This window comes from Klebsiella sp. 141251 (assembly GCF_050600725.1).
Taxonomy (GTDB): Bacteria; Pseudomonadota; Gammaproteobacteria; order Enterobacterales; family Enterobacteriaceae; genus Klebsiella; species Klebsiella aerogenes.
Window position 1 is genome coordinate 371340 of the sequence record NZ_JAQIRG010000003.1, and the last position, 22686, is coordinate 394025.

23 protein-coding genes and 3 tRNA genes are annotated in these 22686 nt (G+C 51.2%); 6 read left to right on the top strand and 20 right to left on the bottom strand.

Going from position 1 to position 22686, the window contains the following annotated elements; translation table 11 throughout:
* Positions 1–124 precede the first annotated feature (124 nt).
* From araH to PGR09_RS09510, 3 genes are all read right to left on the bottom strand, one after another.
* The gene (gene araH / locus PGR09_RS09500; RefSeq protein ID WP_047077747.1) at positions 125–1105 is read right to left on the bottom strand and encodes an L-arabinose ABC transporter permease AraH; all 981 of its coding nucleotides are present in this window, start codon (positions 1103–1105) and stop codon (positions 125–127) included.
* 14 nt (positions 1106–1119) lie between these two features.
* Positions 1120–2634 (bottom strand): L-arabinose ABC transporter ATP-binding protein AraG, encoded by a 1515-nt coding sequence (araG, locus tag PGR09_RS09505; protein ID WP_430916080.1) that lies wholly within the window; start codon positions 2632–2634, stop codon positions 1120–1122.
* A 61-nt stretch (positions 2635–2695) separates the two neighbouring features.
* Positions 2696–3676, bottom strand: coding sequence for an arabinose ABC transporter substrate-binding protein (locus PGR09_RS09510; RefSeq protein WP_430916081.1), 981 nt, complete (start codon positions 3674–3676; stop codon positions 2696–2698).
* 777 nt (positions 3677–4453) lie between these two features.
* Between PGR09_RS09510 and PGR09_RS09515 the strand changes: the two genes are divergently transcribed.
* Positions 4454–4957 carry a non-heme ferritin-like protein gene (locus PGR09_RS09515; protein WP_047045546.1) on the top strand — a complete coding sequence of 168 codons (504 nt, stop codon included), beginning with the start codon at positions 4454–4456 and terminating at the stop codon, positions 4955–4957.
* 57 nt (positions 4958–5014) lie between these two features.
* On the opposite strand, the gene PGR09_RS09520 is transcribed toward PGR09_RS09515, so the two are convergent.
* Complete coding sequence (locus PGR09_RS09520) at positions 5015–5266, bottom strand: DUF2766 family protein (protein WP_045390283.1); 252 nt, start codon at positions 5264–5266, stop codon at positions 5015–5017.
* Between the two features lie 127 nt (positions 5267–5393).
* Between PGR09_RS09520 and PGR09_RS09525 the strand changes: the two genes are divergently transcribed.
* Positions 5394–6818: an MFS transporter gene (locus tag PGR09_RS09525; protein WP_430916082.1), complete on the top strand. Its 1425-nt coding sequence runs from the start codon at positions 5394–5396 to the stop codon at positions 6816–6818.
* 44 nt (positions 6819–6862) lie between these two features.
* Here the strand turns inward: PGR09_RS09525 and PGR09_RS09530 are convergent, their stop codons facing one another.
* The gene (locus tag PGR09_RS09530) at positions 6863–7501 is read right to left on the bottom strand and encodes an RpiB/LacA/LacB family sugar-phosphate isomerase (RefSeq protein WP_047045541.1); all 639 of its coding nucleotides are present in this window, start codon (positions 7499–7501) and stop codon (positions 6863–6865) included.
* Positions 7502–7884: 383 nt separating this feature from the next.
* On the opposite strand from PGR09_RS09530, the gene ftnA reads away from it, so the two are divergent.
* Entirely contained in the window at positions 7885–8382 is a 498-nt protein-coding gene (gene ftnA / locus PGR09_RS09535; protein ID WP_045390275.1) for a non-heme ferritin, read from the top strand.
* A gap of 33 nt (positions 8383–8415) precedes the next feature.
* Here ftnA and PGR09_RS09540 read toward each other — a convergent pair whose 3' ends face one another.
* Positions 8416–8655, bottom strand: a complete 240-nt coding sequence (locus PGR09_RS09540; RefSeq protein WP_430916083.1) for a YecH family metal-binding protein — start codon at positions 8653–8655, stop codon at positions 8416–8418.
* Positions 8656–8847: 192 nt separating this feature from the next.
* Between PGR09_RS09540 and tyrP the strand changes: the two genes are divergently transcribed.
* A complete protein-coding gene (gene tyrP / locus PGR09_RS09545; protein ID WP_430916084.1) occupies positions 8848–10059 on the top strand; it encodes a tyrosine transporter TyrP in 1212 nt (403 codons plus the stop codon).
* A 27-nt stretch (positions 10060–10086) separates the two neighbouring features.
* Here the strand turns inward: tyrP and PGR09_RS09550 are convergent, their stop codons facing one another.
* From PGR09_RS09550 to uvrY, 9 genes are all read right to left on the bottom strand, one after another.
* A complete protein-coding gene (locus PGR09_RS09550; RefSeq protein ID WP_430916107.1) occupies positions 10087–10767 on the bottom strand; it encodes a YecA family protein in 681 nt (226 codons plus the stop codon).
* Positions 10768–10876: 109 nt separating this feature from the next.
* Positions 10877–11443: a DUF805 domain-containing protein gene (locus PGR09_RS09555; protein WP_045390263.1), complete on the bottom strand. Its 567-nt coding sequence runs from the start codon at positions 11441–11443 to the stop codon at positions 10877–10879.
* A 149-nt stretch (positions 11444–11592) separates the two neighbouring features.
* Positions 11593–12477: a dihydrodipicolinate synthase family protein gene (locus PGR09_RS09560; RefSeq protein WP_320482771.1), complete on the bottom strand. Its 885-nt coding sequence runs from the start codon at positions 12475–12477 to the stop codon at positions 11593–11595.
* 224 nt (positions 12478–12701) lie between these two features.
* A tRNA-Leu gene (locus PGR09_RS09565) sits at positions 12702–12788 on the bottom strand.
* 13 nt (positions 12789–12801) lie between these two features.
* Positions 12802–12875, bottom strand: a tRNA-Cys gene (locus tag PGR09_RS09570).
* A 40-nt stretch (positions 12876–12915) separates the two neighbouring features.
* Positions 12916–12991: transfer RNA gene (locus PGR09_RS09575), tRNA-Gly, on the bottom strand.
* Between the two features lie 151 nt (positions 12992–13142).
* Positions 13143–13691, bottom strand: coding sequence for a CDP-diacylglycerol--glycerol-3-phosphate 3-phosphatidyltransferase (gene pgsA, locus PGR09_RS09580; protein WP_045390257.1), 549 nt, complete (start codon positions 13689–13691; stop codon positions 13143–13145).
* Positions 13692–13748: 57 nt separating this feature from the next.
* A complete protein-coding gene (uvrC, locus tag PGR09_RS09585) occupies positions 13749–15581 on the bottom strand; it encodes an excinuclease ABC subunit UvrC (protein ID WP_316423102.1) in 1833 nt (610 codons plus the stop codon).
* On the bottom strand, positions 15578–16234 hold the full coding sequence (gene uvrY, locus PGR09_RS09590) for a UvrY/SirA/GacA family response regulator transcription factor (RefSeq protein WP_015705978.1): 657 nt from the start codon (positions 16232–16234) through the stop codon (positions 15578–15580). Before uvrY ends, uvrC begins: the two co-directional genes overlap by 4 nt.
* A 465-nt stretch (positions 16235–16699) precedes the next feature.
* Here uvrY and PGR09_RS09595 point away from each other — a divergent pair, with 465 nt between their 5' ends.
* Entirely contained in the window at positions 16700–16924 is a 225-nt protein-coding gene (locus PGR09_RS09595; protein ID WP_015365908.1) for a DUF2594 family protein, read from the top strand.
* Positions 16925–16992: 68 nt separating this feature from the next.
* Here PGR09_RS09595 and sdiA read toward each other — a convergent pair whose 3' ends face one another.
* Positions 16993–17715, bottom strand: coding sequence for a transcriptional regulator SdiA (sdiA, locus tag PGR09_RS09600; protein ID WP_045390253.1), 723 nt, complete (start codon positions 17713–17715; stop codon positions 16993–16995).
* 145 nt (positions 17716–17860) lie between these two features.
* Here sdiA and PGR09_RS09605 point away from each other — a divergent pair, with 145 nt between their 5' ends.
* Positions 17861–19219: a CoA transferase gene (locus PGR09_RS09605; protein WP_348875959.1), complete on the top strand. Its 1359-nt coding sequence runs from the start codon at positions 17861–17863 to the stop codon at positions 19217–19219.
* A 3-nt stretch (positions 19220–19222) separates the two neighbouring features.
* On the opposite strand, the gene tcyN is transcribed toward PGR09_RS09605, so the two are convergent.
* The 4 genes from tcyN to tcyJ all read right to left on the bottom strand — a co-directional run bounded on the left by tcyN (position 19223) and on the right by tcyJ (position 22537).
* On the bottom strand, positions 19223–19975 hold the full coding sequence (tcyN, locus tag PGR09_RS09610) for an L-cystine ABC transporter ATP-binding protein TcyN (protein WP_045390250.1): 753 nt from the start codon (positions 19973–19975) through the stop codon (positions 19223–19225).
* On the bottom strand, positions 19972–20640 hold the full coding sequence (gene tcyL, locus PGR09_RS09615; protein WP_020078444.1) for a cystine ABC transporter permease: 669 nt from the start codon (positions 20638–20640) through the stop codon (positions 19972–19974). Before tcyL ends, tcyN begins: the two co-directional genes overlap by 4 nt.
* Positions 20641–20655: 15 nt before the next feature.
* On the bottom strand, positions 20656–21642 hold the full coding sequence (gene dcyD / locus PGR09_RS09620; protein WP_045390247.1) for a D-cysteine desulfhydrase: 987 nt from the start codon (positions 21640–21642) through the stop codon (positions 20656–20658).
* Between the two features lie 94 nt (positions 21643–21736).
* A complete protein-coding gene (gene tcyJ / locus PGR09_RS09625; RefSeq protein ID WP_045376245.1) occupies positions 21737–22537 on the bottom strand; it encodes a cystine ABC transporter substrate-binding protein in 801 nt (266 codons plus the stop codon).
* Positions 22538–22686 lie beyond the last annotated feature (149 nt).

Consider the following 22686-nt stretch of genomic DNA (forward strand, 5'->3'; position numbering starts at 1 on the left):
TTGTTAACTAATTGTTAGCCATGTAAGTATAGACAGTGTGACCAGCCTCGCCATTTTTGATAGTCACCGCCAGCGCAGCGGGCGCTGGCGGGACATTATGAGTAGACTTAAAAGTTGCGCTCAATTAATGCGAACGTTTCGCTTTTTGCTTGTAACGGTCGAAGATAACCGCTGCCAACAATATCACCCCGCGGACCACATATTGCGAGAATGGCGAGATGTTCAGCAGGTTCATCGCATTCTCTACGGTACCCAGAATCAGGATCCCGGCCACCACATAAGAGATCTTACCGATCCCGCCTTTTAGCGATACGCCACCCAGTACGCATGCCGAGATCACAATCAGTTCATAACCAATTGAGGTCATAGGCTGACCACTGGTCATACGCGAAGCCAAAATGATCCCCGCAGCCGCCGATACCAGACCTGAAAGAACGAAGATGATAATCTTGGTACGAACCACCGGTACCCCTGCCAGACGCGCAGCCTCCTCATTGCCTCCTATTGCCAGAGTATTGCGGCCAAAGGTGGTTTTATTCAGCAGCAGTCCAAAGACGATCAGGCAGGCAACCGTCAGCCAGATAGGCGCCGGCAAACCTAACCAGTTGGCATAGCCCAGGGTGAAGAAACGTTCATCCTCAATGCCAACCGCTTTACCATCGGAAATAATATAGGCTAGCCCGCGGACAATTTGCATGGTGGCCAGGGTCGTGATTAGCGCGTTGATCTTCAAACGCGCAATAACAAAACCATTCACCAGCCCGCTGACCGCCCCTAATAGTAATCCTGCGGTAATACCAATCCACAGGCTTTCGGTGAGATTAATCACCACCGCTGTTGTCACACCGGCGCAGGCAATCACAGAAGCAACTGACAAATCAAAATCGCCTGAAGCCAGGCAGAACAGCATTCCGCAGGCGACCATTCCCGACATGGAAATCGCCAGCCCCAACCCTTTCATGTTGACGAAAGAAGCAAAATTGGGAACAAAGATCACGCAGCCGATGAATAACACGGCGAAGACCACCAGCATACCAAACTGATCCCAGATTCGGCCGAAACTGAAAGAGGATCGGGCAGCGCTGGGTGTAGTTACAGATGACATCATTCACTCCTTACTCAGGCTACGGCCTGGCTGACTTTAGGCATTGCAAGGCTCAGCGCCTGCTGTTCATTCGCGTCTTCATGCAGCAATTCACCGGCCACTTCACCTTCGCGCATGACGACGATGCGGTCGGCGACGCCGAGCACTTCTGGCAGGTCGCTGGAGGCAAAAACGACCGCCACGCCAGAAGCCGCCAGCGCATAGATAACGTTGTAGATTTCATGCTTTGCGCCAACATCAATGCCGCGGGTCGGTTCATCAAGCAGGATGACCTTCATCTCTTCCGACAACCAGCGACCAAGAATAGCCTTCTGCTGATTACCACCGGAAAGATTCATAATTAACTGCTCAGCTCCTGGGGTTTTAATATTGAGCGATTTGATATGTTGTTCGGCATTACTCGCTTCCCAGGCATTGTTAATCAGGCAGCCGGCATGAATATGCTTACGCCGGGCGCTGATATTGATGTTGTCGCGCACCGAATGTACCGGAATGATGCCCTCGGCTTTGCGATCCTCCGGACACAGCATCATTCCCGCCTGAATCGCCTGCGCGGGTTTGCGAATATTTATCGCCTGACCATCGATATAGACCTGACCGCCGGTAATTCTGCTGCCGCCAAACAGCCCTTTCATTAATTCACTGCGTCCGGCGCCGACCAGACCAAACAGGCCGACAATTTCACCGCTGCGTACCGATAAACTGATTGGCATTCTGACGCCCGGCGCTTTAACCTCTTCGAGCCGCAGCCGCTCACTGCCATATTCACGCGCTTTCCAGCCGTAGATATCGCCAAGATTACGACCTACCATCGCTTGCACGAGCACGTCGTGGTCCACCAGCCGCATGTCATCGAAGGTACGCACGTAGCGGCCATCTTTAAACACGGTAATGGCATCGCTGAGAGCGAAAATTTCCTCCATACGGTGTGAGACATAAATAATCACTCGCCCTTCTTCACGTAGCTCGCGAATGACGCGAAAAAGGTTGTCGATTTCCCGTGCGGAGAGTGAACTGGTAGGCTCATCAAACGCGATGATCTTCGCGTTACGCGCCAGCGCCTTGGCAATTTCCACCATCTGCCACTGGCCGATCGACAAATACTTCAGCGGCGTCTCCGGGTCGATATCCAACCCCAGATGTTCTAACTGCAGCCGCGCTTCATAATTCAATAAAGACCGGTTCACAATGCCGCCTTTATGCGGCAACTGACCAAGATAGATATTTTCGGCAACGGTCATTTCCGGGATAAGATGCAGTTCCTGATAAATAATCGCCACGCCGGCATTTAGCGCCGCGGTGGTATTACTAAATGCCATCTGCTGGCCATCAATTTGCAGAGACCCGGCAGTCGGAATGTAGTTACCGCTGAGAATTTTTAAGAGGGTGGACTTCCCGGCGCCGTTTTCACCCATCAGCGCGTGGATCTGCCCGCGATAGCAGTCAAAGCTGATATCAGACAGCGCTTTAACGCCCGGGAATGTCATGGTGATGCCGCGAAATGAGAGATAAGGGGTAGATTGTTGCATAACGACTCCGCTCTACTACGTATAACCTCCCGCCAGGGCGGGAGGCGGAATGAACCCGGCCTTACAGCCCTTTCTTCGCCAATTCTTGCTTAAAGTTATCGCGGGTAATCAGCACCACGTCAGTCACGGCGGTAAATTTCGGCGGCTCGGTCCCTTTGGTCACCCAGTTGTAGAGCATCTCACTGGTTTTATAGCCATGAATGTCTGGGCTTGGCAGCAAAGAGCCATAGAACCCCGTCGGCTGGGCTTTCGAAAGTTCGTTCACCGCGTCAACGCCGTTAATGCCGATACCGATAACATCCGGCGCTTTAAAGCCCTGGCCTTCAGTCGCACGTACGCCACCCAACACGGTGTTATCGTTCATGCCAACAATTAACCAGTGTTTGACCTGAGGGTGCTGAACCAACATGGAGTTGCCAGCATCGAAAGCCCCTGGGATATCATTAGATTTGGTTGGCACGCGATAGATCTGTTTTTCCGGGAAACCCGCCGCTTTCAGCGCGTCGATCGAACCGGTAGTACGGCGGCGGGCGGTATCCAGTTCATCGGCGGTAATCGCCATCACGCCGGTATCTTTCACGTCCCAGCCGCGTTTTTGCATCTCTTTATACAATTCCTGCCCCTGACGAGCGCCGATTTCGCTGGCGGCCATCATGACCAGCGGCACGCTCTCCATCGGCTTACCTTTGGCATTAACAAACTGATCGTCGACGGTGATAACTTTCATGTCATAGCCGCGCGCCTTGGCAACAATCGCCGACCCCAGTTTTGGGTCCGGCGTGCAGATGACAAATCCCTTCGCGCCGCTGGCGGCGAGGCTGTCGATCGCATTAAGCGTTTTTTCGCCATCCGGTACCGCGATTTTAATGACATCAAAGCCCAGGTCCTTGCCGGCTTTATCAGCAAATTTCCACTCGGTCTGGAACCAGGGTTCCTCTGGTTGCTTCACCAGAAAACCGAGCTTGGGGTTTTCAGCCATAGCTGATTGTGACATAACCGCCGCGAGGCCAATGGCCGCCAGCGCTTTAGTAAATTTGTGCATGGTAAACTCCAGCTTTATTTCGCTTTTCTGTAGGGAAAAATCGGACTTAAATTTTTTATCGGTCTTAAAACAAGGCATTAGAAAAAACGCAATCAACATTGCCGTTGTTAAAATAGTTTTAACTGGAAATTATTTATCCATACGAGAGCGTCATCACACCGCAGAATTACAGTAATTGCGTACATAAATTCAGCAAAAAATGACATAAAAAAAACGCTAATTGTCAGACAATTAGCGTTATGCGTGACATAATAATCCATATCATCAGCAGACTTATCCTTGTGGCTGCGTCGACGCTATCCCAGGCGACTCTGGCCTTCTATTCTCAGCCAGCATAGACGTTATTCTTCTACCCCCATACAAAAATGATCTATCACAAATTCATTCTCATCTCGCTATTTTCGAATAATGAATAAGCTATGATCGATATATGAAATCATCGTTAAATCAACTTTATTAATACAAATTAACTAGCCCTACGAATAATTAAACATAAGCATTTAAATTCAGATGGTTACAATACAATAATTACAAAAAACTAATTTAAACAATCGCTAAGCTGATGTTGTAACAAATCGTAAATTACCCGTATTGAGAGTTTCCTTATTCTATATACAAGGGTATTCTTAATGTGTCGGCAGAAACAAATAAATGGTTAAGTGCAAATGGAAAGCACCGTATTTATTTCCTGCCCATTGCATTGCGCCTGCTGTATTCGCCTGTGCAAGGCGATGGTAGCGCGTCATACTTCCCTTGCGGATAAATAAGGATATTGTTATGGCAGTTCCAGGAATGGTTCAGAAATTAAATACCCAGATTAATCTTGAGTTTCACGCCTCAAATGTTTATCTACATTTAGGCGAATGGTGCGCGCAGCAGCGCCTGAACGGTACCGCAACCTTCTTACGTACCCGTGCGCAATCCAGCGTGACGTTAATGATGCAGGTTTTTGACTATATGAAAAAGGCCGGGGCCTGGCCAATAGTGAAAGCCGATGAAAGCTATCCCCCACAATGCTCAACGCTTGAAGAGGTGTTTGCCAAAACCCTTGAAGAGTATCAGCAACGTAGCAACATGCTGTCCGGTCTGGCGCAGGAAGCAAAAGCGCAGCACGATGACACAACGTGGCGTTTTTTGACGCTGCTGGAGAAAGAACAGCAGCAAGATGGACTTTTATTGCAAACCGTCCTTGATGAAATACGGACTGCAGATAAAGCCGGGCTCGGTATGGAGCAAACGGACCGTCGACTTCTCAATCTCATCTCGCCTCAACACCACTAATTGAATCCGGCCGTTCCTGACTGGAACGGCCGGGCAATCAACTGCGCAGTGATAAATCTAGTGCGCTTCACCCTGCGGGGTAAACTTCAGCTCAATCAATGCAATTGCTTTTTGTACTGCGCGCAGCGTAACCGGATCCGCCGAAGCAGGGTTGCTCGCAAAATCAATCGCTTTTAACTGGGCCGCCATTTTTTCGCGCACTTCGACCGGGGCGATAACGTCAATCACATCGAGGATTTGTTTGATGACCAGCTGGCATGCAACGACATCAGATACCAGCTCATCTTGTTCAGTGAAAGGTTGAGACATTTTTTACTCCTATTTTCAGGAGCGTAATAGTAACCTAAATCGCACCAGATAAAAAAACATGTGCGGGAGCGGCGAAAAGAAAACGTACCGCAAAGATACTTATTCACTTTGCTATGGCAACGACTCAATGGGTACAACAACAATTACGCCGAAAGCAGGCGCTTTTTCCGCGCCGGCATTATTGGTGGCTGGCGCTTTCTTTATGGAGTTTCTCGATGGCACGGTCATCGCTACCGCCCTGCCTGATATGGCGAAGGATTTTGGCGTAGCGGCGGTCGCGCTCAATATCGGCATCAGCGCCTACCTGATCACCCTCGCGGTGCTGATCCCCGCCAGCGGCTGGATTGCCGACCGCTTCGGCGCACGAAAAGTGTTTACGCTGGCACTAGCCATTTTTACCCTCGCCTCCGTTTTCTGCGGTTTATCGCGCAACATCGAAAGTTTTGTGACAATGCGCATTCTACAGGGTATCGGCGGCGCGCTAATGGTCCCCGTCGGGCGACTGGCGGTGTTGCGCGCCACGCCGAAAGATCAGCTCATCAAGGCAATAGCCACGCTGACCTGGCCGGCATTGGTCGCACCGATAATCGGCCCGCCGCTCGGGGGCTTTATTACCAGTTACGCCAGCTGGCACTGGATCTTTTTTATAAACGTGCCGCTTGGGCTACTGGCGATGGCGCTCTCGCTACGCATCATTCCCAACATCCGTGAAGAAGAACGCCGCCCCTTCGACCTCCCCGGTTTTGTGGCGACGTCATTGGCAATGATAAGCCTGGTGGCAGCGATGGAACGGCTCGGCGACCAGCAGCCACAAAGTTGGCAAACGCCGGCGCTCCTGGCGACGGGTATGGGATGTATGGCTTTTGCGCTACATCATTTCCGCCGCGCCGCCTGGCCAATGGTACGGTTGGACGCTCTGCAGGTTCCGACTTTCCGGGTAACCATGTACGGCGGTTCACTGTTTCGCGCCTCGATAAGCGCCGTCCCGTTTCTGCTTCCGCTATTATTCCAGGTAGGGTTCGGTATGGATGCTTTTCATTCCGGGCTACTGGTGCTGGCCGTTTTCGTCGGCAATCTCACTATCAAGCCCGCAACCACACCGCTCATCCGCTGGTTGGGTTTTCGCCGCTTATTGCTGATTAACGGTGCGCTGAATGTCGCCTCGCTACTTGCCTGCGCGCTGTTAACGCCGCAAACGCCGGTATGGCTGATAATGTTGATCCTCTATCTTGGCGGGGTGTTCCGTTCCATCCAATTTACCGGCGTCAGTACGCTCGCTTTTGCCGACGTTCCTTCCGCTCAGATGAGTTATGCCAATACGCTGTTCAGCACCGCTTCACAGCTGGCGGTTGGGCTAGGTATCACTCTCGGCGCCATCGGCATCCGCATCGGTGAACAGTTGAGCGAGTGGTTTAACCTGACGACTCTACCGGGAATTGATTTCCGTATGGCGTTTGTCTTTATTGCGCTGATTTGTTTGGTAGGGATGGTTGATACGTTGCACCTTACGCGAGATGCTGGCAGCACGGTATCCAGCAAAGAAAAACCATAGCAAACAGACCTGCACATGGATGCAGGTCTGTTTGAAAAGCCCTATCAACCAATAATCTGGCGGACAAAAGCTTCGATTTCTTTATCCTGGCAGTTTTCGAAGAAGCATTGCTGGAACCGCGGCCCGGAAACGGCGGTTTTTACCAGTTCCGGATCGATTGCCCGCAGGGTATCAAGATAATTTTCTTTCACCACCGCCGCTTTCACTGTGTTGAGGATGCCCGCGTTGCGTACCTGCGGTTCTTTGCGCTCAGGCGGATAACCTTCGCCATTGCGGCCCGTAAAGGCCTTCTCGAAGATAAAGCGCACGTTCAACTCCGCCCCCCAGCCAAAGCCTTTAGCAAAAGGCAGCGACAACGCGTTACCGTTGTTGATTTGGGCAAACAGGAAGGCATCCGCAGGGTCAATACAATAACCACAGACCACCCCTGGATGAATATTCAATGACATCAACGCGCCCTGACCTGTGCCGCAACCGGTCACCACGAAATCGACCGCTTTAGCGTTCAGCAGGATGCTGGCCATGATCCCCAGATGAATGTAGGTCAGATGATGGTCCTGTTCATCACTCATTCCCACGTTGTAAACCGGAAAGCCTTTCTCATCAGCAACGGTTTTCAACTCGTTGAGAATGATGGCGTTTTTGCTGGCCTGGCTGTTTTCCATCATCAGTGCGATTTTCATGCTTCACTCTCCTGAAAGCTGTGCGGGAGCGGCCCGCGAGTTCGTTAGCGTTATCAGGACTCTACTACTTCATAAATGCATTTTCAAACTTTATGAAAAGCTGTTTTATAAATTACGTAGCGCTTCACACTTTAAGATCCGAGGCCCACGTACCGCCACCTTTGCCTCTGCGCCTAACGATGAGTATGTTGTCGTTGGGCTATCACTGACGGAATAATTATTAAATTAAAAGCATTCTCATCCTTTAATATATTGCCAATGCGTTTTATTCCCATTTGCATTTTTAATAATTAATTTTTTTAATTTACTTTTTGCAAATAAATAACTAACAAATTATAGTGGCGCCACACTATGTTTTATTCTTTATTTCCGGAGTGGACGCCATGCTGAAAGCAGAAATGATCGAAAAACTTAATGAGCAAATGAATCTTGAGCTTTATTCTTCTTTGCTTTATCAGCAGATGAGCGCATGGTGCAGCTACCATAGCTTTGAAGGCGCCGCCGCGTTTCTCCGCCGCCACGCGCAGGAAGAAATGACGCACATGCAGCGCCTGTTTGACTATTTGACCGATACCGGTAGCCTGCCGCGCATTAATGCCATTAGCTCGCCGTTTGCCGAATATACTTCACTGGATGAACTGTTCCGCCAGACCTATGAACATGAACAATTAATTACGCAAAAAATTAATGAACTGGCGCATGCGGCGATGACCAATCAGGATTACCCGACCTTTAATTTCCTGCAATGGTATGTTGCTGAGCAGCATGAAGAAGAGAAATTATTCAAATCTGTTATTGATAAACTGACTCTTGCCGGTAAGAGCGGTGAAGGCTTGTACTTTATCGATAAAGAACTGGCAACCCTCGATACACAAAACTAATTCCCGCTGCGGCGGCTGCTGGCCGCCGCGTGTTCAATGACGGCAGATTTTACTTTCGCTGGTATTGAAGCCCTCTTCCACCGCAATAAATTTACCTTTCCGCTGCAAAAAAGCCACCAGTTGCGCCGCATCCAGACCCTGCGCCGAACAGGTGTGAAAGTGCGCATCAATACCAAATTGCGTCTTAATTGCCGCTTCGAGACTGGCAACGCTGTACGATTCGCCCGATGCGATCATCATCTGTAATACTTCATGACCGTGAATAGATGACATAGCTCCTCCTGTAAAACGTGCAGCATATATCAGCCTGCGCCTGGCGGCTTTGCGCCAGCGCAGTGTTTTCTGCCCGTCAGAAATGTAAAGTTTTAATTACACACAATGTAACCTTCATTTGACGAAATCACTCATTTCACATACTCTGCGCGGCATAATTATTTGTCCATTCATTCACAGATAGAGAAAAGCGTGAAGAACCGCACTCTGGGTAGTATTTTAATCGTTGCCGGCACCACAATTGGCGCCGGTATGTTGGCGATGCCGCTCGCTTCGGCGGGAGTGGGTTTTGGCGTCACCCTGATATTACTGATCGCGCTGTGGGCACTGATGTGCTATACCGCCCTGCTGCTGCTGGAAGTCTATCAACATGTCCCTGCGGATATGGGGTTAGGCTCACTGGCGGCGCGCTATCTCGGCCGCTACGGCCAATGGGTCACCGGTTTCTGTATGCTATTTCTGATGTATGCGCTAACAGCGGCCTACATCAGCGGCGCCGGGGAACTACTGGCCTCTAGTCTGAATCAGTGGCTAAACTGGAGCCTGCCGCCTTCTGCTGGCGTATTGCTCTTTACCGGTATTGGCGGCGCGGTGGTGTGCATCGGGACCTCGCTGGTCGATCTGTTTAACCGCTTTTTATTTAGCGCAAAAATTATCTTCCTTGCGGTGATGCTGGTGCTGCTGCTGCCGCATATTCACCAGATAAATCTCCTGACCCTGCCGTTACAGCAAGGCCTGGCGCTGTCCGCTATTCCGGTGATTTTCACCTCGTTTGGTTTTCATGGCAGTATTCCAAGCATCGTTAGCTATCTGAATGGCGATATTCGTAAGCTGCGCCGCGTCTTTATCATCGGTAGCTTTATTCCGCTGGTCGCCTATATTTTCTGGCAACTCGCCACGCTTGGCAGCATCGACTCTCCGGCCTTTACCGCCGTGCTGGCGAAGAATTCCGGCCTGAACGGCCTGCTGGCAGCAATCCGCGACGTTGTCGCCTCGCCGCATGTAGAAGTAGCGGTACATCTGTTCGCCGACTTCGCTCTGGCTACGTCTTTCCTCGGCGTCGCATTGGGTTTGTTTGATTACCTGGCAGATTTGTTCCAGCGTAAAAACACGCCTGTAGGACGTATTCAGAGCGGCATTATCACTTTTCTGCCGCCGCTGGCCTTCGCCCTGTTTTATCCGCAAGGTTTCGTGATGGCGCTGGGATACGCCGGCGTGGCGCTCGCCGTACTGGCGCTGATGCTGCCATCATTGCTGGTGATGAAGAGCCGTAGACTGCACCCGAAGGCGACATGGCGTGTACCCGGCGGCTCGATAGCGCTGTGGCTGGTGTTGAGCTGTGGAGTGGCGATTGTGGTCATTCAATTCTGTATTGTGGCGGGATTATTACCCGCAGTCGGATAAACAACAGGGGCCATTTGGCCCCTGTTGTTATTTAGCTAAGCAACACTGCTTATACTTTTTGCCGCTACCGCAGGGACAAGGATCATTACGCCCCACCTTGGTCTCATTTCTTACCGGTTGCTGCACGGCCGTCGGCTGAGCGTTTTCCATCCAGTAATTATATAAAGCCAGCGCCGCGGGCTTAATACTATCAATGCTTTCGACAAATTCGTCAGCCGTCAGCGTATCGAGCGCTTCGAAGCGTTCTTCCGTTCCGTGTAGCGCAATGGCATCAAGCTGCGGCTGCAGTTCAGCGGGTAACGTCGACCAATCACTGAGAGCAGCGCCACGCATGTAGCCGAAGCACCACTCTTCAACAATAGTCAGCTCCTGCCCTTCAAATTCACGGGTGCCGAACAGGGGATCAAACTGCTCCGGATAGTCAGCCAGGCGTTCGGCGATGTCGCTCATATGCTGCAGGGTCAGGTTGACGAAACGGTCGCGCTCGCGATCGTTAGCCCAGCGCGGTACGTTATCCGCTCCGCCCCAGATAGCCAGCAGCCACTGCGCTGGTTCGATTTCGCTCGGTCCGGATAAGATAGCCGTCAGCAGACCATCAAGTTCAGAGACATCAAGGATGGCGCCTTCGGTGGCATATTTCGACAGGATCTCATCCAGCCACTCGAGTTCGCTTTCGTTCAGGGGTCCGGTTTTCATTAACAGGCTCATGATGGTAGAAAAATGGCGCTTACAGTAGCGAAAACGGGAGGAGAAAACCACCCGCTCTCACTATCACAGGTGAATTTATTAACGCCGGGCAGGCCCGGCGGAGAATCAGTTACATATCTTTAATGATATTAGCACGCATCACTTCGTATTCACTTGCGCTAATGACGCCGTCATCAAGCATTTTCTTAGCTTGCGCCAGCCGATCTCTAACATCATCCGCGGCAGAACTCTTACCCATCGTGTTACCACCGACATTGTCGTCGTTCTGTTCATCGCCAAAGCGGTTGCTGCCAATGGTGCCACGGGTGAAAATCATCCAAATCGACATCACCAATGCGGCCAGGCCGCCCAGCGCAATCACCCATACCCATACTGCGGCTCTACCCTCTTCGACGGTGGCGGCAATACCAATCAGGCCGATTAGCATAATGCCGTACGGCGCCAGCAACCACCAACCGGACTTATTGAGATCGTGCAGACGGCGCACCGCAACCGCGATCCCCGGAATGATAATGATTAACCCGAAGATACCGCCAACGACAGGAATCAATCCCAGGATCGCGGACAAAATAAAGTTAGCAATGGTAAAAACCACATATTCCTGGCGCGCGGAGCGGCCGCGGAACGTAGCGTATTTTCGAAAACAGTTCCCGTAGCTTTCAAGCAACGTGGCCATAAGATCCCTCATATATAATTATCATTGCCATTAAGGCTTCACATACCCAAAAGATATCAATACAGCGTTAACATTAACGCCAGTGATATATTACCTTAAATAGTTTGTGAATTTCCTGATAAAAATAGGTAAGGGAAACGCGGTTAACTTCAGCGTAGACCCAGCTTATCCATAACCGATTTAACTTCGTTAATGGCCTCCGCGGAGAGTGGGACCAAAGGTCGTGGTAAACACTCTACTTCGGTCAGTTCGAGAATAGAGGCGGCGGCGGCAATCACTTTCAGACTGCCGTGCAGTCTAAACAATGCCCATAATGGCTCCAGACGCTCGCTTAATACCGATGCCAGCTGCCGATCGCCGCTCAGCGCTGCCGCGGTAATATTTTGGGCAATTTCCGGGAACAGGCCACCGCAAACTGAATACCACAAGTTACAGCCGGCGTTTAACCCTGCGGCGGCAAAAGCGTCGCCGCTGACGCCAATACTGACTCGCTGCGGCACGAGCTGACGAAGCGTAGCGACTCTGACACCAACCTGATCATCCGGCAAACCGGGGATCTTTATTGATGCAATATTAGCTAACGAGGCAATACGCTCAACAAGCGCATCAGAAAAGATCCTGTGGGTGGTACGCGGGTTATCATAAATGCAAATGGGTACCGACACATGGCGATCAACCGTCTGGAACAGGGTGAACACCTCGTCATCCGCCAGAGGCTGGTAATTCAACACCGGTAGCAGCAACGCGTCCGCCCCCGCCTGCTGAGCATCCTCTGCAAGACGTAAAATAGTATCCGTCGCCATCGCACCTATCCCGACCATCATCGGGATCCCTTGCGTATGCTGCTTTGCCGCCAACACAACCGTTTTGCGCTGCTCGCGGTTCAAATAGGCATAGCTGCCGGTCGAGCCCAGGATGCCCAGAGAATCAACTCGCGCCGAAACCAGACGATCGATAATTTTTATCAGCGCGCGGCTATCTACTTCATTGTCGCGCAGCGGCGTCAGCGGAAAAGCACACAATCCGGTAAACATATTTCCCCTACTCCTGTTGCCTGGTTCGAAAATCCCATTAAGCGTAGCAAGCACCGCAGGTTTTGTCATAGGACAAATAACGTTATAGCGCTGTGAGTCTATCTCAGCGGGTGGGGGATGATGTCAGAAATGATGTCAGGAAATGACACTTCAGAAATGAAAAAACCACCCGGAGGTGGTTTCACGACACTGCTTATTGCTTTGATTATTCTATTTTATCCCAATGGTACCCGGAGTGGGACTTGAACCCACACAGCGCGAACGCCGAGGGATTTTAAATCCCTTGTGTCTACCGATTCCACCATCCGGGCTCGGGATATAAAGTGGAGGCGCGTTCCGGAGTCGAACCGGACTAGACGGATTTGCAATCCGCTACATAACCGCTTTGCTAACGCGCCTTTAATACTTAAACACCCGCTACTGCCGATGCTTTTAATTTGGAGCGGGAAACGAGACTCGAACTCGCGACCCCGACCTTGGCAAGGTCGTGCTCTACCAACTGAGCTATTCCCGCATCATCAAGTAGATTAGCTAATCACTTGATTTTGTTATCGTCTGGAAGACTGTGCCGCCGTTCGATGCGTTGCATTCTACTTATCTCACGCGGTGAGTCAACGGTATTTTTCGCAACTTCGTCTCGTTTGCTGAAATTTGCGTCGAAACGATCACTGTTCAAGCAAATCGCCGCGCGCAGCGTTCAAATATTGTAACATTGACCACAGCGTCAACACCGCAGCAACCATGAACAGAACGATACCAGCCCATTCCACCCACATATTCGGCCGCCACAGCATCCAGACCAGCGCCGCCATCTGGGCTGTCGTTTTCACTTTACCAATCCATGATACGGCTACGCTGCTGCGTTTACCCAGCTCTGCCATCCACTCACGAAGTGCAGAAATAATAATTTCACGTGCGATCATCGTCGCTGCCGGCAATGTCACCCACCAGGTATGATAGTGCTCGGCGACCAGCACCATGGCAATCGCCACCATCACTTTATCCGCGACTGGATCAAGGAAGGCGCCAAAACGCGTGCTTTGGTTCCAGCGACGCGCCAGATAACCATCGAACCAGTCGGTAACGGCAGCAACAAAGAAAATTAACGCGCAGACGAAAGGCGCCCAGCTAAAAGGCAGATAGAACGCCAGCACGAAAAACGGTATCAAAATAACGCGAAACAGAGTGAGCAACGTAGGAATATTAAATTGCATGGTAACAGGTAACTATATGTTGTAAGTGTAAATTAGCCCTATGGTGCTACAGAGCCCCTAATGTTTCAACGAGTAGAAGATCTTTTCTGCCAGTCCGTGAGATATCCCCGGTACTTGCGCAATTTCTTCTACACTGGCTTTCTGCAAACCCTGCAGACCACCCATATATTTCAACAACATCTGTCGGCGTTTCGGACCAACGCCGTCAATCGTTTCAAGAGTACTGGTACTTTTCACTTTTGCCCGTTTTTTGCGGTGCCCAGAGATAGCATGATCGTGCGACTCATCGCGAATGTGCTGGATAACATGTAAAGCAGGAGAATCCGGCGGCAGACTAAACCCCTCGCCTTCAGGTTCAAAGAATAATGTCTCCAGTCCGGCTTTACGATCGCTCCCCTTCGCTACTCCCAGCAGCAGCGGATGATTTTTGTCCCACGGTACATCCAGTTCGGCAAATACGGTTTTGGCCTGGCCAAGCTGGCCTTTACCGCCGTCGATCAGGATGACGTCCGGGATTTTGCTCTCTTCAATGGCTTTACCATAGCGGCGACGCAATACCTGATTCATTGCCGCGTAATCATCGCCAGGCGTAATACCGGTAATATTGTAGCGGCGGTATTCCGCCCGCAGCGGACCATTGCTATCAAACACCACGCAGGAAGCGACGGTTTGCTCCCCCATGGTATGGCTGATATCAAAACACTCCATCCGCTTCACCGCAGGCAGTTTCAGTAACGTCGCCAGGGCCTGCAGACGCTGGCTGATCGTTGATTGCTGCGACAGTCTGGTGGTAAGCGCGACAGCGGCGTTGGTACGCGCCAGCTTCAAATAGCGCGCGCGATCGCCGCGGGGTTTGGTCTGCACATTCACCCGACGACCGGCAAGCTCGGAAAGCGAATCGGCAAGCAGGGTTTTATCGCCAAGGTTGAAATCGAGCAATATTTCCCCCGGCAGCGTTCGCATCTGGCTACCCTGCAGGTAGAACTGGCCTACGAAGGTTTCCACTACCTCCCCCAACTCAGTGCCACCCGGAACTTTCGGGAAATAACTGCGGCTACCGAGTACCTTACCCTGACGAATAAAAAGCACATGCACACAGGCCATTCCGGCATCAAACGCCACGCCAATCACATCCAGGTCGTCGCCAGTATTGGAAACAAACTGTTTCTCCGTCACCCGACGTACCGCCTGAATCTGATCGCGGATACGGGCGGCTTCTTCAAATTCAAGCGCCTGACTGGCCTTTTCCATACGGGCAATTAGCTGGGTCAATACCTGATCGTCCTTGCCAGCAAGGAACAGGCGCACATATTCCACCTGCTGTTCGTACTCTTCTTCACTCACCAACCCGGCGACGCATGGCCCTAAACAACGACCAATTTGATATTGCAGACAGGGACGCGAACGGTTGCGATAGACGCTGTTTTCACACTGGCGAATGGGGAAGATTTTTTGCAGCAGCGCGAGCGTCTCGCGGACGGCATAACCGTTAGGGAACGGGCCAAAATATTCGCCTTTGGCGTGTTTAGCGCCGCGGTGCATCGCCAGTCGTGGATGGGTGTCGCCGCTGAGAAAAATAAAAGGATAGGATTTATCGTCGCGCAACAGCACGTTGTAACGTGGCTGGTACAGCTTAATATAGTTATGCTCAAGCAGTAGCGCTTCCGTTTCGGTATGAGTAACGGTTACGTCAATTTGCGCGATCAACGCCACCAGAGCCTCGGTTTTACGCGAAGCCAGGTTGCTGCGAAAATAGCTGCTAAGCCGCTTTTTCAGATCTTTGGCTTTACCAACATAAATGACGGTACCGCCGGCATCATACATACGATAAACGCCCGGTTGGCTGGTAACCGTCTTGAGGAAAGCTTTTGCGTCAAAAACATCACTCACTGACTTGCTAACGACTCCGCATTGCACAGGCCATGGCGAATTGCCAGGTGAGTAAGCTCCACGTCGCCATGAATGTTTAGTTTACTGAACATTCGGTAACGATAGCTATTCACCGTCTTGGGACTCAGGTTTAACTGTTCTGAGATCTCATTGACCTTTTGGCCCTTGGTGATCATCAGCATAATCTGCAATTCGCGTTCAGACAAACTGGCAAACGGCGATTCCGTTTTTTCCGGTTCAATCTGACTGAGCGCCATCTGTTGGGCAATATCGGAAGCGATATAACGCTGACCCGAAGCAACGCAACGAATCGCATTTACCACTTCCTGCGGGGCTGCGCCTTTGCTTAAGTAACCGGCGGCGCCAGCTTGCATAACCTTCGCAGGCAGCGGATTCTCAGTATGCACGGTCAACATGATCACTTTGGTATCGACAATAGAGCGCGCAATTTTACGCGTCGCTTCAAGCCCCCCGATACCCGGCATGTTCATATCCATCAGGACGACGTCCACAGGATTCGCACGGCACCACTTCACGGCATCCTCGCCGCAGCAGGCCTCACCGACAACTTTAATCCCTTTTATATCTTCCAGAATGCGTCGTATCCCTGCGCGCACTAGTTCGTGGTCATCAACAAGAAGTACGTTGATCAAAGGAATAATCTCCAGAATTAGGGATAACGCTACTGATAGTTTATCTCACATATATTACCGGGTTTTATCGTAACTTTAAAAGCCCAAAAAGTGTCCTGGAGAAGATTTCTATCCCATTTATGGCAATTTGTCTCCACACCAGGTGGAAACCTATACAGAACATATAGTTGGATTATGTTTCTTTTTTAACATTCCCCCTACAGAAGGAGCAAAAAAAGCAACAGAACAGCTCGCGGATAAATACGGTTCGAAGGATGTAACAATAATTAACTTCTCCCAAAAACAGCGGCAAAAATTAACGACGACCGTTAAGATGAACAGATATTATTCAGTAAATTTAACCGCTCAGCGCCCGAAACCTGGAACACAAATCACGCGCTCCTTTTTTTTCTACTGCTTGTGGTATACTGCGCCGCCTTAACATTTAGTATTGCGCAACAGCGCCGATAGCAAACGAGGATATCGATGAGCACACCAGATTTTTCCACTGCAGAAAATAATCAACAACTGGCGCAGGAGGTCTCCTGCCTGAAAGCGCTACTGACGCTAATGCTTCAGGCTATGGGCCAGGCGGACGCAGGCCGCGTGATTATTAAAATGGAAAAACAAATCGCGCAGATGGAAGATGAGGCTCAGGCTGCCGTATTCTCCAGCACCGTTAAGCAAATTAAACAAGCTTACCGTCAGTAAGAAAGGACCGGCTGAAAGTTATCACTGACAGCCGGTTTCACGTCTGACACGCAGAACGAACGATTCGCTCAAATTAATCCTGTTGCGACGGCATAACAGGCGATTTGCGTTTTGTTGGGCGCGTTAAATTTGCGCTGCATATTCTTCTGATGAAAATTGACCGTATTTTCTGAAATAGACAATATCATCGCCACCTCGGCGGAAGTTTTCCCTTCTGCGGTCCATTTGAGAATCTCCAGTTCGCGTCGGCTAAACTTCATCTCCGGCGGCATTACCATCTCATCCTCCAGCCGCAACAGCGCCAGCAGGCTGAGTTCGGTGAGCGTTCTCAGGCGCAATTCTAATTCGTCCTCCTGATAAGAACCCGGTTGCGCATTTTTCGCGGAAACCGATAAGAAGCCCAACGCATGATTTGGCAAGGTAAGACACTGCGTCACACCTTTATTTAAACCATGATCGCGCGCGCCATTCCATAATTCCGGCGTATCGCAAAAGAGCTGGTCATTCCACGGCAAATGTCCACGGAGAAAATTTTCTCTGCGCAATACCGGGTCAACAGCAAAATAATTCTCCGCCTGATAATGAGACATCCAGGCCTGAGGATAAGTTGATTGCAGCGTGAGTTTCGGACGCGTAAAAGGCACCGGATGGCGCACACAAAGTGCGTAGTAGTCGTATTCCAGCGCCTCTGTTTGTTGCTGGAGCAGGTTATAAACCGAATCCCCATCATGAGTTGACTGGAATTGTTGCAGCATTTCCCGCCGCCAGCTGAAAAAATCAATGTCCCTCATAACCTACCAAATAACCCCTGATTGATAATCATTATTATAAATACATAAAACTAACACATAAATCTTATTTATATGTATAAAATAACGTAGCCATCGCATTATTCGATTTTCGCTGACGATTATTTATCGAACTCTGGAGGAAAATATGCTCTCGCCGTCCTCGTCTATGCAGCTCTTTTCCCGGATGTGGCAAGACTTTAGCGCAAGCCCTGTCCCGCCAATCGAGTTCCGCCACCCAGGGGCTTTATCTTCTTGTTTTGCTGTCAGTGATTTTGCTGCCGCCTCAATGGGGATCGCCGCCGCTTACCTTGCCCGCTTGTGCTCATCATCCGCCACGCCAAGAGTGGATCGTCGGCTCGCGTCATATTGGTTTTCAGCCAGCGCCAAGCCGCACAATCGCCCAATACAGCAGCTTTGGGATCCATTAGCGGGAGATTATCAAACGGAAGATGGATGGATCCGACTGCATACGAATGCCGCCCATCACAGAATCGCCGTGGCGCAGATTCTGGGGCAACATGCGACGCGGCAAATGCTGGCTCAACAAGTTCGTCAATGGCGCTCGCATGCGTTGGAACAAGCGGTGGTGGAAAATGGCGGTTGCGCGGCGGCGATGCGCAGCGCGGAAGAGTGGCGAGCCCATCCGCAAGGCATCGCCGTCAGCCGGCAGCCGCTGCTGATAGAAGCAGATTTACCGCCGGGACCGTCGGTTGTTTGGCCTCTCTCCTCCTCCCGTCCTTTGTCAGGAATCAGGATACTGGATTTAACCCGGATTATTGCTGGCCCAGTCGCAACACGTTTTCTCGCGGGATTAGGCGCTGATGTATTACGTATCGATCCGGTCGACTGGCATGAACCCACGCTCGAAGAAGAGATTACGCTGGGTAAGCGCTGCGCCCGATTGAATATAAAAAAACAAATCGATAAGCAACATTTAATCACGTTACTCTCGCAAGCCGACGTCATTGTTCACGGTTACCGCGCTGACGCGTTGGATGCGCTAGGCCTTGATTGTCATACCAGAGCCGCTTTATCGCCGGGAATTGTTGATGTTTCATTGAATGCCTGGGGATGGGAGGGTCCATGGAGAAACCGACGTGGTTTCGACAGTCTGGTGCAAATGGCCTGTGGTATCGCTCATGCCGGTCAACGCTGGCGCGACGCGGATAAACCAATCCCGCTTCCGGTACAAGCCTTAGACCACGCGACGGGGTATCTGATGGCTGCTGCGGTATTAAAAGGGATAGGACAACGCATAGAGAGCGGCAAAGGTTATCGTGCGCGGCTGTCATTGGCGCGCGTCGCCGCCACCCTGATGGAGTGGCCAGGCGCACGGCATGAGATGCCTTTCGCGCCGCTGCAACGTCGTGATTTTCAACCTGCGATGGAGTGGTCGACATTTGGTCTGGCTGAACGGCTCACATTTCCCATCCGCCTGTCGGGTACGCCCATTATCTGGTCACGACCGCCCTGCCGTTTAGGGTCGGCCGCGCCAGAATGGTAACATTTACTGCATTAAAAATTTCTCAAGGAACTGACGCGTCCGCGGCTGCTGAGGATTAGCAAATAGCTCTCTGGCCTTACCTTGTTCGACGATACGTCCCTGATCCATGAAAATGGCGCGGTCGGCGACATCACGAGCGAAGCTCATCTCATGGGTCACAATAACCATGGTACGTTTCTCCTGCGCCAGCTGGCGTATGGTGTTGAGCACCTCGCCCACCAACTCAGGATCCAATGCAGAAGTCGGCTCATCAAAAAGGATAACGTCCGGGCGCATTGCTAACGCGCGGGCAATTGCCACACGCTGCTGCTGCCCACCGGATAAACGACGCGGATAGCTATTCTCTTTTCCCGACAACCCCACCTTTGCCAGCAGCTCACGCGCCAGAGAAATGGCCTCGTTCTTATCTTCGCCTTTTACGATAACCGGCCCTTCAATAATATTTTCCAGCACCGTACGATGCGGAAACAGATTGAAGTTCTGAAACACAAAGCCAACATGCTGACGCAGGCGGCGGATCAACCCTTTTTGCTGGCTAATACTACGCGACGTATCGATAGTCACATCACCCACGCGAATGGTACCGCTTTCGGGGTGCTCAAGCAGGTTAATGCTGCGCAACAGCGTGGTTTTACCGGAGCCGCTAGGACCGATAATTGCCACCACTTCCCCTTCCTGAACCTCGAGATCGATACCGTGCAGCACGGTCTGCCCGTGGAATTTCTTCACCAGTTTTTTGACTTCAATCGCACTCATTTTGGATCACGCTCCTGGCGATTCAGCTGATTTTCAAAATAATTCTGCAAGGTTGAGAGTACGGTCGCCATCACCCAATAGATCAGCGAGGCGGCCAGATACATCGTAAAGACCTCCAGCGTACGCGAGGTAATTAACTGCGCCTGACGGAACAGTTCGGGTACCTGAATCGTCGCCGCCAGCGAAGTATCTTTGACGAGGCTGATAAAGCTGTTAGAGAGCGGCGGCAGCGCCACGCGGGCAGCCTGGGGTAAAATAGCCCGTCGTAAGGTCTGCCACGGCGTCATACCGATACTCGCTGCCGCTTCCCACTGCCCTTTATCTATAGAGGCAATTGCCGCTCGCAACGTTTCCGCCGCATAGGCCGCGGTATTCAACGACAGGCCAATCATCGCCGCCGGAATAGGATCCAACTCAATGCCGAACTGCGGCAGACCGTAATAGATCATAAACAGTTGAGCAATCAACGGAGTTCCGCGGAAAATGGAGATATACATCCGCGCCAGCCATCTGATCGGCCAGATGGACGACATGCGCATCAGTGCGAGGATAAAGCCCAGCAGCAGACCAAAGAACATGCCGCCGATGCTCAGTTGTAACGTAAAAACCGCGCCCTTTAACAGGTATGGTGCGGAATCAATGACCAGTTGGATACTTTCGTGCATTCTATTAATTCTGCATTAAACGTGCGGATGATAAGCAAACAGCGCTGGTGCGCCGCCAGTATGGATAAACAGAATCGGCCCCTCATCCTTAAAGCGATTCTGATTAATGCCGTCAATCAGACCGGCCATAGCCTTGCCGGTGTAGACGGGATCCAGCAGGATACCTTCCAGCTGCGCCAGTAGTTTCACCGCTTCCAGGCCTTCTTCATTGGGCGTACCGTATCCGGGAGCGAAATAATCATCCCACAAGGTAATTTCCGCTTTGGCCTGTAATTCAAGGCTATTCGCAACGGCTTGCTGCAGCGCAACCACTTTCGGCAACTGGTCGGCAACGCTACGTGACACGGTCACCCCAATTAATTCTGCGTTCGGCATTAGCTGTTCCAGGCCAACGGCTAGCCCTGCGTGAGTACCCGCACTACCGGAGGCGACCACTACCGAGGAGATCTCCACCGCCCCTTCACACTGCTGGGCGATTTCCAGCGCGCTTTCGACATACCCCAACGCGCCAAGGGCGTTAGAACCGCCAACCGGAATGACATAAGGGCGATATCCCTGCGCTTCAATACGAGTCGCCAGCTCCTCAAGCTGCGCGTTAGGATCGGTCAATGCATCGCACATCTCGACCTGAGTATTGAACAGATCCAGCAGCAGGCGGTTACCGTTGGTCAGATAATTTTCAGCACGAGTGCCTATCGGATTTTCCAACAGCGCGACGCAGTGCAGACCCAGTTTCGCGGCGACGGCCGCCGTCTGACGCACATGGTTGGACTGAATGGCTCCAGCGGTAATCAGCGTATCAGCGCCCTCGCGCAGCGCATCAGCGGCAAGAAATTCCAGCTTGCGCAGTTTATTTCCGCCCATCGCCATGGGGGTAACATCATCACGTTTAATAAATATATCCCGCCCGAGATGATCGGACAGGCGCGGTAGATATTCGAGCGGCGTCGGCGCGCCAATAAATTCCAGGCGCGGAAAACGCGTTAAATTTTGTAGTGACATGGCACCTCCAGACTCAGTTATCCTTATTATGCACGCAGTTGCGTGCGAAATAAAAAAAGGCGCCATTATCAGCGCCTTTTTTCATCTGCAGACGTTACTTAGTGACGTCAGCACCAAACCATTTTTCTGAAAGCGCCTTCAGGCTGCCATCTTTCTGCATATCGGCAATGGCGGTGTCCACCGCTTTCAGCAGATCTTCATTACCTTTACGCAACGCCACGCCGGATTCCTGACGGGAGAATGCTTCACCGGTTACGGCCAGGGTATTGTTGGTTTTCTTCACTAAATCCAACGCTGCCAGGCGATCGACCAGAATAGCGTCAATACGGCCTACGCGCAGGTCCTGATATTTTGTCGGGTCATCATCGTAGGTACGAATATCAACGCCCTGTACATTCTGGCGCAGCCACTCTTCATAATTGGTGCCCAGGCCAACGCCGACTTTTTTGCCTTTCAGGTCCGCTGCGGTTTTAATCACGCCTTCGTTACCCTTTTTCACCAGCGCCTGAATACCAGAAATAGTATACGGGGTGGAGAAGTCGTATTTTTTCTTACGCTGGTCGGAAATAGTGACCTGGTTAATCACCACATCAATTCGTTTGGAATCAAGTGAAGCCAGCATACCGTCCCATTTAGTAGGTTTGAGGTCCGCTTTCACACCGATGTGTTTCGCCAGCTCATTGGCAAACTCAACTTCAAAACCGGTCAGTTTGCCATCATCACCTTGATAACTAAATGGCGGGTATGTGCCCTCCAGGCCAACGCGCAGCGTGCCGCGCTCTTTGACCTGATTAAGCAGATTTTCAGCGGCGAAAGTTTTCACGCTCACACCAGCCATCAATGCTACGGCCATTGCGCCCATCAGCGCCTGACGACCCAGAAGTGCTAGTTTCATAGATACCCCGAATATGATGAGATTTTCGTGTAGTGTAAGGCGTTTAGCAGTAGCCTACCAACATCTATCCGCTACATCTTATGCCAATTTATTATATATGCAGCCATTTAGGGTATAGCGAAAAAGCAACGAAATTATTCATATTTGCC